Source organism: Nonomuraea sp. GTA35 (assembly GCF_041950525.1).
GTDB lineage: Bacteria > Actinomycetota > Actinomycetes > Streptosporangiales > Streptosporangiaceae > Nonomuraea.
In genome coordinates this window covers 128,459-145,956 of the sequence record NZ_JBGNUV010000008.1, presented here as the reverse complement: position 1 = coordinate 145,956, position 17,498 = coordinate 128,459, and the positions used below count along the sequence as shown (strand labels likewise).

The 17,498-nt window shown below is 70.7% G+C and carries 12 protein-coding genes; 4 read left to right on the top strand and 8 right to left on the bottom strand.

Annotation, left to right across the window (positions count from 1 at the left end):
* Positions 1-46: 46 nt before the first annotated feature.
* The 4 genes from ACBJ32_RS32405 to ACBJ32_RS32390 are packed head-to-tail and all read right to left on the bottom strand — an operon-like array spanning position 47 to position 6,712.
* Positions 47-3,610, bottom strand: coding sequence for a heparinase II/III family protein (locus ACBJ32_RS32405; RefSeq protein ID WP_375129966.1), 3,564 nt, complete (start codon positions 3,608-3,610; stop codon positions 47-49).
* A gap of 25 nt (positions 3,611-3,635) precedes the next feature.
* The gene (locus ACBJ32_RS32400; RefSeq protein WP_375129965.1) at positions 3,636-4,469 is read right to left on the bottom strand and encodes a carbohydrate ABC transporter permease; all 834 of its coding nucleotides are present in this window, start codon (positions 4,467-4,469) and stop codon (positions 3,636-3,638) included.
* A gap of 3 nt (positions 4,470-4,472) precedes the next feature.
* Complete coding sequence (locus tag ACBJ32_RS32395; RefSeq protein ID WP_375129964.1) at positions 4,473-5,435, bottom strand: carbohydrate ABC transporter permease; 963 nt, start codon at positions 5,433-5,435, stop codon at positions 4,473-4,475.
* On the bottom strand, positions 5,417-6,712 hold the full coding sequence (locus ACBJ32_RS32390) for an ABC transporter substrate-binding protein (RefSeq protein ID WP_375129963.1): 1,296 nt from the start codon (positions 6,710-6,712) through the stop codon (positions 5,417-5,419). Before ACBJ32_RS32390 ends, ACBJ32_RS32395 begins: the two co-directional genes overlap by 19 nt.
* Positions 6,713-6,873: 161 nt before the next feature.
* On the opposite strand from ACBJ32_RS32390, the gene ACBJ32_RS32385 reads away from it, so the two are divergent.
* From ACBJ32_RS32385 to ACBJ32_RS32370, 4 genes are read left to right on the top strand one after another with little or no spacing between them, the layout of a single operon-like run.
* Positions 6,874-7,935: a substrate-binding domain-containing protein gene (locus ACBJ32_RS32385; protein WP_357893774.1), complete on the top strand. Its 1,062-nt coding sequence runs from the start codon at positions 6,874-6,876 to the stop codon at positions 7,933-7,935.
* 60 nt (positions 7,936-7,995) lie between these two features.
* Positions 7,996-9,000 (top strand): Gfo/Idh/MocA family protein, encoded by a 1,005-nt coding sequence (locus tag ACBJ32_RS32380; RefSeq protein WP_375129962.1) that lies wholly within the window; start codon positions 7,996-7,998, stop codon positions 8,998-9,000.
* A complete protein-coding gene (locus ACBJ32_RS32375) occupies positions 8,987-10,360 on the top strand; it encodes a sulfatase-like hydrolase/transferase (RefSeq protein WP_375129961.1) in 1,374 nt (457 codons plus the stop codon). Before ACBJ32_RS32380 ends, ACBJ32_RS32375 begins: the two co-directional genes overlap by 14 nt.
* Complete coding sequence (locus ACBJ32_RS32370) at positions 10,357-11,382, top strand: alpha-L-fucosidase (RefSeq protein ID WP_375129960.1); 1,026 nt, start codon at positions 10,357-10,359, stop codon at positions 11,380-11,382. The genes ACBJ32_RS32375 and ACBJ32_RS32370 overlap by 4 nt, the downstream gene beginning before the upstream one ends.
* A gap of 607 nt (positions 11,383-11,989) precedes the next feature.
* Here ACBJ32_RS32370 and ACBJ32_RS32365 read toward each other — a convergent pair.
* From ACBJ32_RS32365 to ACBJ32_RS32350, 4 genes are all read right to left on the bottom strand, one after another.
* Entirely contained in the window at positions 11,990-13,249 is a 1,260-nt protein-coding gene (locus ACBJ32_RS32365; protein ID WP_375129959.1) for an arginine deiminase, read from the bottom strand.
* A gap of 41 nt (positions 13,250-13,290) precedes the next feature.
* Positions 13,291-14,736 (bottom strand): basic amino acid/polyamine antiporter, encoded by a 1,446-nt coding sequence (locus ACBJ32_RS32360; RefSeq protein ID WP_375129958.1) that lies wholly within the window; start codon positions 14,734-14,736, stop codon positions 13,291-13,293.
* A gap of 8 nt (positions 14,737-14,744) precedes the next feature.
* A complete protein-coding gene (gene nhaC / locus ACBJ32_RS32355; RefSeq protein WP_375129957.1) occupies positions 14,745-16,265 on the bottom strand; it encodes a Na+/H+ antiporter NhaC in 1,521 nt (506 codons plus the stop codon).
* A 255-nt stretch (positions 16,266-16,520) separates the two neighbouring features.
* Positions 16,521-17,435, bottom strand: coding sequence for a DMT family transporter (locus ACBJ32_RS32350; protein ID WP_375129956.1), 915 nt, complete (start codon positions 17,433-17,435; stop codon positions 16,521-16,523).
* Between the last annotated feature and the right edge of the window lie 63 nt (positions 17,436-17,498).

The window sequence follows — 17,498 nt, the reverse complement described above, 5'->3', positions numbered from 1 at the left end:
GAGGGTTCGGCCACAGGGCCGGTTCGCTCCCGGGGAACTCCGCCGCTCACGGCAGGTCGCGGGCGGTCTTCAGCGCGCTGATCAGGTCGGCCGCGAAGGACCGATCGATCTCGCGGCCCGCCAGTGCCGTCACCTCGGCGCTCAGTCCTGTCAGGATGCCGCGCCTGGCCTGGGGGCGCTCCCACACCTCGGCCAGCACGCGAAGCCGCGCCAGCAGGCCGGCCCGCACGCCGGCATTCCTGATCGCCCCGGTCTCGGCGGCGTTCGTCACCGCCTCGGTCAGGGTCGCCGGGCTGAGCGCCGCCCAGGCGGGCCGGCGTACGGTGACCGTCACGGCCCCCGGCACCCGCGCGCCGCGCGGGAAGAAGGACGTGGTCGCCCCCTCCGAGCCGACCTCGAACGGCACCCAGTCGTGCACGCCGACGGTGCCGCGCGTGACCCGGTCGACACGCATCCCCCAGCCGCGTCCGTCACCCAGCGCGGTGGTGGCCCACAGCCCCTCGGCCCAGTCGGGGAACGTGCCCGCCACGGTCAGGGCGTTGGGCGAGGAGCTCGCCGGGGTGGCCGGGGCGCCGGTGTAGGCGCTGGAGGTGCCGGTCACGGGGAGCGTCCGATCGTCACCTGTGAGGCGGAACGCCCCGCCGTACAGGTGGCCCTCGCCGTTGACGTAGCCGGAGACGACGGCGCCGGTGGCCTTGTCGACGCGGGCCAGCACGAAGCGGCCGGCCATCGTGATCCCGTCCACGACGCGCTCCTGGGTGGAGTCGCTCACGTACACGATGTCGCGATATTTCGGTGTTTCGAGGCGGGTGACGGAGGTCATCGGGTCGCCGCCGAACGCCTCCTCGAAGGTGACCGACGACAGCTTGCCCCGCTGTCCCGCGCGCATGGTCTCGTAGACGGCCGCGTACGTCGTGGTGTCCGCGGGGGTGACCAGCCTGCGGCGCTGGAAGTGCCAGTTCGGGTAGGCGTCCTTCTTGGCCGCGTCGTTCGCGGTACGGCGGAGCGTCGGCACCTTGGAGAAGATCACCTCGTCGCCGGGAGAGCCGTTCACGAACGCGCGCACGGCCGTGCCCGTCCTGGCGCCCGTCCAGGTGAAGGAGAGGTCGCCGGTGCCCGGTCCGACGCGTGGGTCGCGCATCAGGTCACGGTCCTCGGCCAGCCCGTCGGTCTTGCCGGTCGACTCGTAGTAGGACTTCACCGTGCCGCCCTTGTCCTGCAGGGGCAGCGCGGTGTCGAGCGTGACGTCCTCGTCCTCCGAGGCGCGCAGGAACCACTGGTGAGCGTCGCCGCCCTTGAGCCGCGAGACGTCCAGGACGTACCGGCCCTCCGGAGACTGGATCACCGCGAGCAGGCGTCGCTTGACCTCGGCGCCGTCCTGCGCGGGCCCCGGCTCGGACGCCTCGATCAGCTGCACGCCCTTGCCCGAGGTGGCGCCGTCGTCGTAGGCGAGCACGGCCGCGCCGGTGCCGAGCGCGTCCTGGCAGGTGTAGCCGCCGGCGTTGTCCCTCGACCAGATCCACGGCGTGTTGTGCGCGGGGGTGTCCATGTGCCAGTAGCGGTGGTTGGGCACCTGGTGCGGGTAGCCCTGGTCGGGCAGGACCTCCATGCCCGATCCCCACAGGATCAGCCCCAGGTGGTCGCCGTGGCCGTGACCCGCCTTGTACGGCAGGCCCTCCGAGGTGGGCGGCAGCGTGAGGTGCGCCTGCAGCGCGTCCCGGGTGTCGCCGGCGGTCAGCGCGTAGTGGCCGTAGCCGTACAGCTCGATGTTCTTCAGGTCGGTGATCGGGTCCGTGGCCACCATGTCGTCGGCCTTGGGGAAGTGGGTGTCGTTGATCGTCACGGGCACGCCGTCGGGGAAGCGCAGCGCCTGGCCCATGGCCGCCGCCTTGGCGAAGATCGGATAGCGTGCCGGCACCAGATCGGTGTGGTCGAGCCGGAGCTCGCCGGCGTATCCGGCCGGGTCGGCGTAGTTCTCCGCCAGCAGGGTGAACGCGCCGCGGGCGAAGAACATCACCTGGTCGTGGTAGGAGGTGGTCGCCTCCTCCCAGGTGCCGTCGGCGAGGAACTGCCGGCCGGAGAACATCCGGTCGGTCATCGGCAGCACGTACCTGACCAGGTCGGGGTCGCCCAGGATGGAGGCGACGGCGAAGGCGTAGCGGAAGCCGTAGACCTCGATGTTGTGCAGGCCCGTCGGCTTGTCGGCCAGGTTGACGAAGCTGACGACGGTCCGCCGCAGCCAGCTCTCGACCAGCGCGCGCGTCTGCGGCGTCCAGTCCGGCGCGTCGTACACCAGGTCGTAGGCGCGCACGGCCTGGAACGGGATGGTGTTCTTCGACCAGGAGGGGTGGGCGTACGGCACGTCGTCGTAGCCGCGCGCGAGCTCGATCAGGCCGAGGACGGCCCGCCGCCGCTCCCCCAGCTCGGCGAACCTGCGCAGGTGCGTCTCGAACTCGGGGCGGACGTCCAGTCCCGTACGGCTCGCGCCGGCGGCCTTCGCCGCCGCGACGTAGTCGGACTCCGGCATGGTCGCCAGCGTGCCCAGTCTGGTGCGCTTGACCTCGTCCGGCTCGCCGGCGACGGCGCTCCAGTCGGCGCCGCCCATCATGTTCTGCGGATTCCTCAGCGGATGGCTCACCCGCGAGCTCGGATACTCGCCCCCGACGTCGGTGGGCAGCGCGGCGGGCTCGGCCGTCTCTATCCAGGCGGTCCCGGGACCGGTGAAGGTCACCTCGACGCGCACCGCGTCGGCGCCGGTCGGCATCGGCACGTTGTGGGCGACGGGGACGAAGTCGCGCTGCTGGTCGATGTCGGCGTAGGCCTGGCGGGCCCCGGGAATGGGCTGGCCCGCCCGCATCGGGGTGTAGGCGATCTCCAGCTTGCTGGACTGGCAGGCGATCTCGTCGAGCTTGACCCGCAGCCGCGAGGCGTAGACGGTGCGATCGTCGACGGGGAAGGTCCGGCGGTACTGGCCGCCGGCCCCCGCCGGGCCGCCGATCGTGAGCGTGCCGTTCTCCTCGGAGGAGGTCGGCGTGCCGGACATGGGGACGAACTGCCAGCCGTCCCCCGAGGGCAGCGGGCCCGCCCACTCGACGCTCAGCGCGTCCACGGCGAACGTGCCCACCCCGCTGTCGATCATCGGCTCCAGGGTGACGGTGGCGGTCCCGGCCGGAACCTCCAGGTAGCCGTCGACCTCGTGCCAGCCGGTGGTGCCCGTGGTCTGGGCGAAGTACCGCAGCCCGCTGGAGACGCCGGACGCGCTCAGCGGCTGCACCCTGATGCTGGTCCTGCCGCCGGTCAGCCCGGCGGAGCGGACCTTGGCCCGCAGGTGGATGAGGCCGCCGCCGCTGTCGGGCAGCGCCACCCGCTGCGTGATCGCCACCCGGTCGTCCGAGGAGTCCGTGCTCAGCTCGGCCGCGCTCGTTCCCTCGGCCGCGTCGGCCGAGGCGGTGATCCTGCCGTCGCCCCTGGGTCTCCAAGCGGACCACGAGGCGGGCAGGCCCGCCGCCGTCCACGTTTCGAAGCCGCCGTTGGCCAGGGGAAGCGGATCGGCGAGCGCGGCGGCGGGGGTCAGCAGGGCCAGGGCGAGAGCAGCATGGAACGAGCGCATGGGGGGTGCCTCTCAGAACGGGGGGCTACTTGCCGCTGCCGAGGGTCATGCCCTCGATGATGCGGCGTCCGAGCCAGATGTAGACCAGCAGGAGCGGCAGGATGACGATGGCGATGGCCGCGAACAGGCCGCCCCAGTCGGCGCCGCTGTACTGCACGCGGGTCATGAAGTTGAGCAGTGCCAGGGGCAGCGTCTGCTGGGTCGGGTCCTGCAGGAAGATGAGGGAGAGCAGGCCCTCGCTCCAGTGCCCGATCACGTTCAGGATCACGAGGGTGACCAGACCGGAGCGGGCCAGCGGCAACATGATCTGCCAGAAGGTGCGCAGCGGGCCGGCCCCGTCGATCGCCGCCGCCTCCTCCAGATCGCCCGGCAGGCTGCGGAAGAAGGCGGTCAGGAAGAACACCGCGAACGGGATGGACGTCGCGACGTACACGATGATCAGGCCGCCGAGGCTGTTGACCAGCCCCAGCTGCGACATGGCCACGAAGAGCGGCAGCATGATCGCCTGGACGGGCACACCGAGCCCCATGGCGAACAACGACGTCAGCGGGCCGGAGGTCCTGGTCGTGAAGCGGCTCAGCGCGTAGGCGGCCGGTGCGGCGATGAGCACGGTGCCCAGCGCGGTGGCCGCCACCACGGCGACCGTGCGCAGGATCGCCGGGCCGAACTCGCTGACCTCCCAGGCGCGTGCCCAGTTGTCGAGCCGCCAGTCGGCGGGCAGGCCGAAGGGGCCGGCGAAGATCTCCCTGGCCGTCTTGAACGACGACAGGACGAGCCAGAGCAGCACCAGGAGGTCGAAGGCGACGACGAGCCAGACCAGCAGCCTGCCGGGGCGCAGCCGTACGGGGACTGTGGCCATCACTCAGTACTCCAAGCTCTCGCGTCGGGTGACCCTGCGGGTCAGCAGCGTCAGCACGACGATCAGTGCGAGCGTCACCATCGTGGCCGCGGCCGAGGCCCCGTATCGCGCTTCGCCCGTGGGCTGGAAGGCCTCGGCGTAGGCGTAGAGCGACAACGTCCACGCCTTGGTCGTCGGCACCGAGCCCGCCGCTCCGGCGAAGACGTAGATGAACTCGAAGATCTTGATGGCGCTGATCGCCCAGAGGGTGGCGCTGACCGCGACGGCGTCCCACATCAGTGGCAGGGTGACGTTGCGGAACTTCTGCCAGGGCGAGGCGCCTTCCAGGTCGGCCGCCTCGTACAGGTAGGCGGGGATGCGGTCGACGGCCGCCATCAGGATCGTGGTGTAGAAGCCGGTGTTGACCCAGACCAGGCCCATGCAGATGACGTAGAACAGGTTGTCGTCCGCCAGCCACCTGGGCACGGCGTCCACCCCGGCCAGCCGCAGCAGGGCGTTGACCAGGCCGTCGGCCTGGAACAGGAAGCCCCACAGGATCGAGATGGCCAGGGCGGAGACGGCGTTGGGGAAGAAGATGACCGCGCGGACGAACTTGCGCCCGGCCATCTCCCGCAGCACCATCGTCAGCCCGAAGCTGAACAGGAAGGTCAGGAACCCGACGCCGATCAGGATCAGCAGCGTGTTGAGCAGCGAGGAGTGGAAGACGTCGTCGTACCAGAGCCGCCGGTAGTTGTCGAAGCCCACCCACTCGATCGGCCCGGCACCCGCCCACTCGGCGAAGCTGAGCACCACCGTGAACAGGCTCGGCACGATGAAGACCAGCAGGTAGACCGCCAGGGCGGGCAGCACGAAGGGCAGGTAGAGGCGTTGCCTGGCCCTGGCCAGCGGGCTGCCCGTCTCCGCGGCGGGCCTGACGGCGGCCGGTGCCTCTACGGTGGCCGTGGCCATCAGCCGTTGACCTTCCACCAGTTGACGGTGTCGGTCTTGAGCTTGGCGACGAAGTCCGCGGCGGTGACCTTGCCGGCGAACAGGTCCTTGGCCATCGGCAGGAAGATCTTGACGTTCCAGTCGTCCATGCCGCGCACGCCGTCCATCTGCAGGTGGAGGGGCACGCCCGAGTCGAGGGTCGCCTTGGCGTCGGCGACCTCGACGGGGGTGCTGGTGTCGGTGCGGATCGACATCACCTTCTCGTCGGCGGGGATGCGCTCCAGCCATTTCTTGTTCATGAAGTACTCGATGAACTTCTCCGCGTTCGCCGCGTGCCTGGCCTTGGCCGGTACGGCGAAGCCGAACAGCGAGACCTCTTCGGAGGTGAACCCGCCCTCGGTCCGGGGGAAGGGGAAGGAGCGGAAGGTGAATCCGGGGCCGGCGATCTCGGCCGTCTCGCTCGGCCCGTAGGTGCCGATGAACAGGAAGTCGGCCTGGCCCTGCGCCCACTTCTGCTGGATGGCGGGGAACTTGCTGGCGTCCCAGCCGTCGATCATGTACTGGCCCTTGGCGAGGCGCTCGATGTAGGTGGCCGCCTTGAGGAACCTGGGGTCGTCGAAGCCGGCTCCGCTCTGGTCGGTGAGCGCCTTGGCCAGGTTGCCGGGGCCGAACTCGCGGATCAGCGCCTGGGAGAGCCACTTGCCGACGTACCCCTGGATGTCTCCGTCCGCGGCGAGCGCGGCCCTGCCCGCCGCCTTGCTCTTGTCGAACAGCGCGAGCAGTTCCTCGAAGGTCTTCGGTGGGTCGGCCGCGACCTCGGGCAGCTTGGCCGCGTTGTAGTAGATCTGCCAGGTGTGCACCGACGTGGGAATCATGTACGTCTTACCCGCGTCGGCGATGACCTGCCGGTAGTTGTCGGGGATGACGTCGCCCACGGTCTTGTCCTCGCCGGGGATCCGGTCCTTCAGCAGGCCGGACAGGTCCTTGGCGTTGCCGGTGGCCTGCAGGAGGTTGAGCAGGCCGGCCTGCGAGCCGTCGACCAGGTCGGCCGCGACGTTGCCGCCGACCAGGGTGGGCTGCAACTTCTTCAGGTTCTCCCTGCCCTGGAAGACCAGGTTGACCTTGATCCCGGTGTCCTTGGTGAACGCGGCCGCCAGTTCGCCGAGCATCTTGGCGCGGGGCTCGTCCTGCTTGTGCATCGACCAGAAGGTGAACTCCTCGGCGTCCGAGGCGCCACCGCCACCGCCGCACGCGGACGTGCCCAGCATGAGGACGGCGACGGCGAGGGCAGCCGCACCCTTCTGAGGGAGATTCATGAGCACCGCCGTTGTTTCAGGGAACGATGTGCAGGATTCTGCGGGTATTCATACGCTATAGTCAACGGATTCTTAGGATTGAATTTGCGTGATGCAGCGCCGACGCGTCCTACGAGCTCCCCTTTCCTCGGCGGATGCGCCAAGATTCTCCGGGAGGTCCCGTGAGTGAACCCAAACGTGGCGAGAAGTTCCGCCAGCTCGCCGACGAGCTGCGCCGCGGCATCGCCGAGGTCCGGTGGCCGGAGGGCAGGCTGCCGACCGAGCAGCAACTGTCGAAGGAGCAGGGGGTCAGCCTCAACACCGTGCGCAGGGCGGTCGACCTGCTGGTCAACGAGGGTCTCGTCTACCGGCGTCAGGGCTCGGGCACGTACGTGCAGGCCGAGCAGCCGCGCACCGGCCCGGTGGTCGGCGCGATCGTGCCGTCGATGACGTACTACTACCCGAGGATCATCGCCGGCATCGAGAGCGAGTTGTCCAGGAACGGCGCGCAGCTGCTGCTGCGCAGCACCGGCTACGACGTCGCCCAGGAGGCGCAGGCGGTGGAGAGCATGGTCGCGGCGGGCGCCCAGGGCCTGCTCATCGTGCCCGAGCTGACCGGCCGGGCCGACGCGCACGCCTACCTCGACGGGCTCGGCCTGCCCCTGGTGCTGGTCGAGCGGCGGTTCAGGTCGGGCGGCGACATCCACGAGTTCGTCTGCTCCAACCACGCGGCCGGCGGTTACATCGCCGCCCGCCACCTGTTCTCGCTCGGCCACACCAAGATCGCGTTCCTGGCGCGGAGCAGCCCGCACGCCACCGAGGTCGCGCACGGGCTGCGCGATGCGCTGGCCCAGCGCGGGCTCGAACCCGCCCTGGAGCACACCATCGGCAGGTGGACGGCCGCCGACGCGGACAGCTGCCTGGACCGGCTGCTGGCCGGGGGCTGCACGGCCGCGCTGTGCTTCGCCGACAGAGAGGCGACGCTGCTGGTGGCGGCCGCGGCCAAGCGCGGGATGGCGGTGCCGGGCGACCTGTCCGTGATCGGCTACGACGACGAGATCGCCGACCTGTCCGCCGTGCCGCTCACCGCGATCTCCCCCGCCAAGCAGGCCGTCGGACGGCTCGCGGTGCGCACGCTCCTGCGCCGCCTCGCCGAGCCGGACGCGCCCCTCCAGCAGCATCTGGTCGTTCCAGCACTGGCGGTACGCGAGTCCACCAATATTCATTCCCCTTCAAGGGGTTGAATTAAGGGTAGGTCTTGAGCCAAGGTGGTCCCGTCATCCCCCGGACGTAAGGACATCTCCATGGCAGTTGTACGGCTCGGCCTCGTCGGCGCCGGCGGCGTCGCCCGGCTCTACGCGCAAGCCGCGCTGGACCTGCCCGACGAGGTGCGGGTGTCGGCGGTGTTCGACGTGGACGCCGGCCGCGCGGCGGAGCTGGCCCGGCTCACCTCCGCCACCGTGCACGACAGCCACCTGAGCATGCTCGGCGGCTCGGTCGACGCGCTGGTCGTGTGCACCCCGCACGCCCTGCACCTGGCTCCCGCCGTGGACGCGGCGGCGGCCGGGGTGCACGTGCTGATGGAGAAGCCCATGGCCACCTCGCTCGCCGACTGCGACGCGATGGCGGCCGCCTGCTCGGGCGCCGGGGTGGCGCTCTTCCTCGGTCACATCCAGCACTACCTGCCGATCACCGCGACCGCCCGTCGCGCGGTCGCCGGCGGCCTGATCGGCACGCCGGTCGCGATCGTGGACCGGCGCTCCACCGACTACCGGCCGGGCCACCGTCCCGGCTGGTTCTTCGACCCGGAGCTGGCCGGCGGCGGCGCGATCATGAACATCGGCGCGCACTGCGTCGACAGGGTCACCTGGCTGGCGGGCGGGCGGCCCGCCCGGGTCACCGCCACCGTGGTGCGGCGGGGGCCCGTCGAGACCGAGGGACTGCTCCAGATCGAGCTGGGCAACGGCGTGCTGGCCTCGGTGGCCGTCATCGACAGCGCGCTGGCCGGGATCGACGAGATCGAGGTCCTGGGCACGTCGGGGTCCCTGCGCGCCTCCCGCTCGGACGGGGTCCAGATCGCCACGGAACGAGGGGTTCGCACCCTGCTCCGCGCTCCCGCCGACATGGGTGAGCACGTCCGCACCGCCTTCGTGGACCAGCTCACCGACTTCGCCGCCGCCGTGCGCGGCGAGCGGCCCGTCGCCATCGACGCGCGGGTGGGCCGCGACGTCGTGGCCACGGTGCTGGGCGCCTACGAGTCCGCGCGGAGCGGAAAGACCGTGGAGGTGGAGCTCTTTGGCCAGTCGTGACCCCCGGCGGCCCAATGTCCTGTTCATCCTGAGCGACGACCAGGGGCCGTGGGCGCTCGGCTGCGCGGGCAACTCCGAGATCCACACCCCGCACCTCGACGGGCTGGCCGCCTCGGGAGTGCGGCTGTCGCGATTCTTCAGCGTCTCGCCGGTCTGCTCCCCCGCCAGGGCGTCGCTGTTCACCGGGCGGATCCCGTCCGCACACGGGGTGCACGACTGGCTGAGCGGGCCCTCGCCGGACGATCACCTGGCGGGGCAGCGGCTGTTCACCGACGACCTGGCCGACGCGGGCTACCGGCTGGGGCTGGTGGGCAAGTGGCATCTCGGCGCCAACCAGGAGCCCCGGCCCGGTTTCGTCCACTGGTACGCCCACCCGTCGGGCGGGGGGCCGTACTACGGGGCCACGATGATGGGCCGCCGGGTGGACGGCTATCTCACCGACGCGCTCACCGCGCGGGCGGCGGCCTTCATCGACCGGGAGGCCGGCCGTGCGGAGCCGTTCTACCTGTCCCTGCACTACACCGCGCCGCACAAGCCGTGGAAGGGGCAGCACCCGCCGGAGTTCGAGGCGCTGTACGAGTCGTGCCCGTTCGAGTCGTGCCCGCGGGAGCCCGCGCACCCGTGGCAGCCGGTGGACGGCGACGGCGTGCCCGTGGGCGGGGAGGCCGACGTCAGGGCCGCGCTGGTCGGCTACTTCGCCGCGGTCAGCGCCATGGACGCCGGGATCGGCCGGGTGCTCGCGACGCTGGAGGCCCGTGGGCTGACGGAGTCGACGCTGGTGGTTTTCAGCAGCGACAACGGCTTCAACTGCGGCCATCACGGCATCTGGGGCAAGGGCAACGGCACGTTCCCGCAGAACATGTACGACTCCTCCGTCATGGTCCCCGCGATCTTCAGCCAACCGGGCCGGCTCCCCCAGGGCGTGGTGTACGACTCGCTCGTGTCGGGGTACGACCTGCGCCCGACGCTCATGGACCACCTGGGCCTGCCCGACACCGGCGACGGCCCCGGCCGCTCCTTCGCCGCCTTCGACGACCGGGCGGGAGCGGAGGTGGTCGTCCACGACGAGTACGGGCCGGTGCGGATGATCCGTACCGACGCCTGGAAGTACGTGCACCGCCATCCGCACGGCCCGCACGAGCTGTACGACCTCGAACGGGATCCGGGCGAGCGGCACAACCTGGCGCACGCGGGACTTCCCGAGCTCGCCGAGCTCCGCGACCGGCTGGACGCCTGGTTCACCCGCCACGCCGACCCCCGCGTGGACGGCAGCCGCCTGCCCGTCAACGGCTCCGGCCAGCACTCCCCCGCCGGCCTCGGCGCCTTCGAGCCCGCCCCCTACAGAACGGAACCGCGGTGAAGAGCTGGTACACCGACGCCCGATTCGGCATGTTCGTCCACTGGGGCCTGTACTCCATGGTCGGACGCGGCGAGTGGGACAGAGCCGCGTCGCAGGTGCCGCGCGAGGACTACGCGGGGCTGATGAAGGTGTTCAACCCCGCCGCCTTCGATGCCCGCGCGTTCGTCCAGGTGGCCGCCGACGCGGGCCAGAAGTGGATCACCATCACCAGCAGGCATCACGACGGCTTCTCCATGTACGACACCCGCCTGTCCGACTTCAAGATCACCAATTCGCCGTTCCGACGCGACCCGATCGCCGAGCTGGCGCAGGCGTGCCGCGACTTCGGGATCAAGCTGGGCTTCTACGTCTCGCTGGTGGACTGGCACCACCCCGGCTACCGCGATCCCGCCGGCTGGCAGGACTACATCGGCTTCCTGCACGGCCAGGTCGAGGAGCTGTGCACGCAGTACGGCGAGCTCGGCCAGGTGTGGTTCGACGGCGACTGGCCGCACTCCAGCGCCCCCGAGCGGCATCCCGGCTGGTTCACCATGGACCGCCCATGGGGCTACGAGCGCCTCTACAGCATGATCCACGACCTGCAGCCGGAAGCCGTCGTGCTCAACAACCGCAAGTCCGGCCTCCAGCCCGGCGAGGATGTGCAGGGCTTCGAGAACGACCTGCCCGGCGAGAACTCCACCGGGCTGAACCCCACCCCGATCGTGCCGGGCGTCCCGCTGGAGACCTGCCTCACCATGAACCGGTCGTGGGGCCACGTGCCGCACGACAACGCCTGGCGCGACGTCGGCGAGCTGCTCGGCGTCCTGCTGCGCTGCGTCGCGGCGGGCTCCAACCTGCTGCTGAACGTCGGCCCCACCCAGTCGGGCACCATCCCGCAACCGGCGATCGACCGGTTGCGCGCCATGGGCCGGTGGCTGGCCCGGCACGGCGAGGCGGTCTACGGCGCCGGCCCGTCGGGCGACCGCGGTGCGATCAGGACCGCGGCGGGAGAGGTGCTGCCGATCAGCGGGCTGCTCGGCTAGCCGGCAGGACCTGCACGGACGATCCGGAGCCACGTCCCAGCAGCCCGCCCCCGGCTCCCGGATCGTCGGCTGGGCGGCGACCAGACGAGCAACCCGCGCGCCCCGCGTACGAAGAAGGAGGTGACCCGGGCGGTCAGGTCATCACCGGCGACCTGCCGCCCCGGGCGGTGCGGCTTCCGCATGCGGGAGGACCGCTCCTTCGCCGAGCGGGCGCGCGCGCTCTACGACCAGTGATGGGAGCTGCAACGCCGACGGGCCACCGATCCCGCGGTGCCGATGAAGCCGCAGGCGGTGACGTGCGCGCTGAGCGAGGTCATCCCCGATGCGCCTCGGGGAACTGGCCACGCTCGCGCAGCACCGCCTGCCGGTCAAGGTCGTCGTCCTGCGCAACGACACGCTCGGTCTGGAGGTGTGGGAGTCGAATGCGTCGTGGACGCGCACGAGCCGCCCTTCGGCGAGACCGTCACCCCGGCCCAGGTCGCCAAGATGGTCCAGGCGTACGAACGGGGGGAGAAGGCGGCGAGCCCATGGCCGCCAACCTGCTCGCACCGGGCCGCCCTCCGCTCTCCCCGGGCGTCGTTGCTGCGATCACCGGTGCGGAGGGCGTTCAGATGGCGTCGCGCTGGATCGGGCAGGTCATGCAGTGGGTGCCGCCGCGGCCCTTGCCGAGCTCGAAGCCCTCGATCTCGATGACCTCCACACCGTGCTCGCGCAGCTTGCGGTTGGTGAACTGGTTCTTGTGGTAGCCGACGACCACGCCGGGGGCCAGGGCGAAGAAGTTGTTGCCCGAATCCCACTGCTCGCGGGCCTGCTGGTAGTCGTCGCCGCCCGTGGGCACGATGTCCAGGCGCGGGATGCGCAGCGCGTCCTGCAGGGCCGGGAGCAGGCCGCTCTCGCGGTGGACGTCCAAGGTGCCGCTCTTGTCGCCGGGACGCAGGCTGTAGGCGGTGGCGGCCTCCAGGAACGGCGGGTAGGCGCTGGCCTTGTCGATGTCCAGGAACGTGAAGACGGTGTCCAGGTGCATGTAGGAGCGGGCCTTGGGCACCTCGACGGCGATGACGCGCTCGGCCGCGCCCGCGGCGAACAGGGACAGGGCGAGGTGCTCGATGGTGCGCGGGTTGGTGCGCTCGCTGATGCCGATCGCGACCGCGGCGTTGCCGATGGGCATCATGTCGCCGCCTTCCATGGCGGCGTTGCCGTAGGACTCCTCGTTGAAACGCTCGTCCTCGCCGGCGTAGGGGTACCAGTAGGCGAAGTCCTCACCGGCGAACATGGGATGGTGGTGGTAGACGGTGGACTGGTTCATCGTCTCCAGCAGCCGGGCGTGGAAGTACATCGGGTTGAGCGAGACCCCGCCGTACAGCCAGGCGGCCGGGTCGCGCTGGTAGAGGGAGTTGGGCAGCGCGGGCAGGATGAACTCGCGGGGATTGCAGGAGGCGGCGACCAGAGAGTGACCGTCCAGGTCCGCGACGCCGAACTCCTCCTTGGTGAGCCCGCCGATCAGGTGGGTGGCCAGCCGGGCGCCGCTCCACCGGACCAGGGCCTCGCGTACGGTGTCGACCAGGGCCGGGCCGACGGTCAGATGGGTGACGGCCTGCTCGACGGCGTGCTGCTTGGCCTCGAAGCTGGCGTCCAGCGCCTGCGCCAGCAGCTCGTGGTGGTAGTACACCTCGACCCCGCGCTCGCGCATCACCTGGACGAAGGCGTCGTGCTCGGCCTGCGCCTGCTCCACCCACAGGATGTCGTCGAACAGGAGCTCGTCGTTGTTGGACGGGGTGAGCCGGCGCAGGCTCAGGTCCGGCCGGTGGACGATGACCTTGCGCAGCGTCCCCACCTCGGAGTGCACGCCGAAGGGCTGATCGGTCATGTGCGGGTCTTCCTTCCTGTGCGGACCCCTGGAGCGGGGGTCTAGATGGTGAGCCATCCGGCGATCAGGCCGGCGATGGCGACGACCGCCCCGATGACGACGACGGCGAGCAGCAGCAGCTCGGCGGGGGCGAAGACCCGCCTGCCGCGTTCCCGCCGGGTGAGGATGAACAGGATCGTGCCGGGGGCGTAGATGACGCAGGACAGGAGCAGGAACTTCAGCCCGGCCGCGACGATCAGGAAGGCGGTGTAGAAGGTGGCCAGCGCCGCGACCGTCAGATCCTTGCCCCGGGCGTGCGGCGCGGTGTCGTAGGTCTCGCCGGTGAGGGCGAGGCGCAGCGCGTAGCCTGCGGCCAGCAGGTACGGGATCAGCGACAGCGCGCTGGTCAGTTCCAGCGTGAAGGTGAAGGCGTCGTCGGAGAAGAGCGTGACGGCGAGCACGGCGGTGATCAGGGCGCTCGTCATCACCAGCGCCGCGACCGGCACGTCCTGCCGGTTCTCGCGGGCGAGGAAGGCGGGCATGTCGTGGTCCTTGGCGGCCACGAACAGCACCTCGGCGGCCATCAGCGTCCAGGCCAGGTACGCACCCAGCACCGACACGATCAGGCCCACCCCGATGAGGGCCGCCCCCCAGGTCCCCACCACGGACTCCAGCACCCCGGCCATGGACGGCTGGCGCAGCCCGGCCATCTCGCCCTTGGACAGCGCGCCGTAGGACAGGATGGTCACCGAGGCGAACAGCGCGAGCACGGCCAGGAAGCCCAGCACGGTGGCCCGGCCGACGTCGGTGCGCCTGCGGGCGTAACGGGAGTAGACGCTGGCGCCCTCCACCCCCAGGAACACGAACACGGTGGTCAGCATGGTGGCCCTGACCTGGTCGAACAGCGCCCCCGCGGTGCGTTCGGAGCCACCCCACAGATTCGCGCCGAACACATCGCCGCGCAGCGCGACGGCCACGATCACGACGAACAGCAGGATCGGCAGAAGCTTGGCGACCGTGACGATCTGGTTGATCGTGGCCGCCTCGCGCACGCCGCGCAGGATCAAGAAGTGGAAGGCCCATACGCCGATCACGGAGACGGCCACCGCGGCGATCGTGGCGCCCTCGCCGAAGGCGGGGACGACCGCGCCGAGGGTGGACTTGATCAGCACCCAGTACGACACGTTGCCGACGCAGGCGCTGGCCCAGTAGCCGAAGGCGGAGAAGAAGCCGGGGTATTCGCCGAAGCCCGCCTTTGCGTAGGCGTACACGCCGGCGTCCAGGTGCGGCTTGCGCACCGCCAGCAGCTGGAAGACGAAGGCGAGCATCAGCATGCCCACGCCGGCGATCAGCCAGGCGACGACCGCGCCGAAGATGCCGGTGGCCTGGGCGAAGTTACGCGGCAGCGAGAACACCCCGGCACCGACCATGGACCCGACCACCATCGCGGTCAGGACCGGCAGCGACATGGTCCGCGCGCCCTCGGTGTGTGTGCTGGTCTGGCTCACGACGCTGGTCAGCCCCTCGCTTCTCGGCTCGGATGATGGTCGCCGGCCGTCCCCGGAGGCAGGTGCTCGATCTTGAAGCCGGTGACGCCGTAGGCCACGCTGAGCAGCGGGCTGGCGATGTTGAAGAAGCAGAACGGCAGGTAGGCCAGGGTCGGCACGCCCAGCACCGCGCCGAGGAACGCGCCGCAGGAGTTCCACGGCACCAGCGGCGAGGTGACCGTGCCGCTGTCGGCGGCCAGCCGCGACAGGTTCGTCGGCGCCAGGCCGCGCCGGGCGAACTCGGCCCGGAACACCCGCGTCGGCAACACCAGCGCGATGTACTGGTCACCGGCGATGACGTTGAGCCCGAAGGCGCCGACGAAGACCGTCGCGAACAGCCGGCCGGTGCTCCTGGCCGCCCGCACCGTCGGTTCGATCAGCCGGTGGAGCAGCCCGAACTCCTCCAGCAGAGTGCCGAACGTGACCGCGCCGACGATCAGCCACAGCGTGGGCAGCATGCTGTCCATCCCGCCGCGCGACAGCAGCCGGTCGACATCGGCCAGCCCGGAGCTCTTGTCGAACCCGTTCGCCATCGCCCGCCAGATCGCCTTGATCCCGGCCACGACCGGGCTCAGCCCGGGCTCGCCGACGAACGCGCGGATCACCGCAGGCTGGGTGAAGATCCCCACGATCCCGGCGGTGACGGCGGCCGCCATCAGCGCCAGCACCGCCGGCACCTTCCGGATCGAGAGCCCGACCAGCAGCAGCAGCGGCAACAGGTTCAGCGGAGTGATCCAATAGAGGTCGCCGAGCGCGGTCAGCTCGCTGCCGGTGTCGTCCAGGTCCGTCGCGGCCGGCCCCCACACCTGCCCGATCAGCAGGAACAGGACGAACGCGACCACGAAGGCCGGGATCGACGTCCACGCCTGGCGCTTGACGTGCTCGTAGACGTTCACCCTGACCATCTGGGCGGTCAGCACCGTGGTCTCCGACAGCGGCGACAGCTTGTCCCCGAGGTACGCGCCCGAGATCACCGCCCCCGCGGTGATCGGCGCCGACACCCCCAGCATGGTCGCGATCCCCACCAGGCCGACGCCGACCGTCGCCGCGGTGGTCCACGAGCTGCCGATCGACATCGAGACGATGGCGCAGATGAGCGCGGTGGCGGCGTAGTACCAGCCCGGCGACAGCACCTGGATCCCGTAGTACACCAGCGTCGGGATCGTCCCGGACATGTTCCAGGTGCCGATCAGCGCGCCCACCGCCAGCAGGATGAAGACCGCGCTGGTGATCGACGACAGCGCCCGCTGCCCGCTGGCCTCGACCTCCTCCCAGCGGTGCCCGTTCTTCAGCGCCACCAGCATCGCGACGATCGCGCACATCACCAGCGCGACCTGGAGCGGCCCGTCCAGGGCGTCGAGGCCGAACAACGCCAGCGATCCGCCGATCAGCACCACCAGCGTGGCCAGGACGATCACCAGGTCGGCCAGCGACGGCGCACGCACCCTCCGGCCCGGATCCTGCCCGCCGTCCGGGGCTCGGTCGCTCATGGCCCGCCTTCGGCCGCGCCGGCTCGCCGCCTGCCGGCCGGCCGGTCCACCCGCGGATGGACTTCCGGCCACGACCGACGCCGCATCGACGACTCCTCGGGGCCCTGACGGGGGCGCGCACGCCCTGGGAACTGCTTCACCTGCCAGGCGACGTACCCGTCAGCCGCGGCGGGAGTGGCCACGTCTCGGTCAAGTTCCTTCCACGATCACGCAGAGGGCCGCTGCAGCCGCCGAGGACGGATGTCGATGATGGTGTCATCCATCGTGCTGTGGGACCCGCGACCGTGCCGGTGCTCCTCGTGTCGCGGCCGGGCCAGGCTTTCGGCTGATGAAGACACCGACGAGGATCATCAGGCCGCCGAGCAGCGCGGCTGGATGAACGCTCTCGTCGAGGGCCGCCCAGGCGATGCCGATCGCCAGGAACGGCACGAGATAGAGCGTGTTGGCGGCAGTGGCCACCGGTAGGCGGGCCTGGGCGTAGGCCCAGGTGATGAAGCCGAGGGCGCTGGGCGCGGCGCCGAGGAAGATCAGGGCCGCAAGCGCTTCGCCGGAAGCGTGCGGCACCTCGCTGATCAGGGCGGGCAGCAGGGGCAACAACAAGGCGGTGCCCGACCATATCGCGTAGGAGGTGATCTCCACTCCGCTGTAGCGGGCCAGCAGAGGCTTCTGGAGCACGAAGAACGATGCCTGGGCGATGGCCGCGCCGAGGACGAGGCCTGCGTCCAGGCTTGGAGTCAGACCGTCGCCCTGCACCAGGGTGATGACCACGGCGCCCGCGAACCCGAGAGCCAGGCCGGCGACGCTTCGCCGGCTCAAGGGTTCGCGCAGCACGATGAGGGCGAGCACGGCGGCGGCGATCGGAGCGGTGTTGACGAGCAGGCTCGCGGTGCCGGCCGGCACGCTGCGTTCACCGGCGTTGAGCAGCAGCTGGTAAGCGGTCATCCCGGTCAGCCCGCAGCCGATGATGCGGGGCAGGTCGGCGCGGGCAGGCCGGCGTACGCGCAGCAGCGGGGCGACCACCGCGAGGACCAGGGAAGCCACCAGAAGCCGGCCCACCGACAGGCCTGCCACGCCGAAGCCAGGTAGAGCCACTCGGATGGCCACGAATGCCGCGGACCACAACAGCACGGTGACGGCCACGGCGGCGGCCACCCGTCGATCACTGAACATGGCCCAAGCCTGGCCGTCGCGGGCATGTAAGCGCCAGTAACTACTTTTTCTGCACCCATGTAG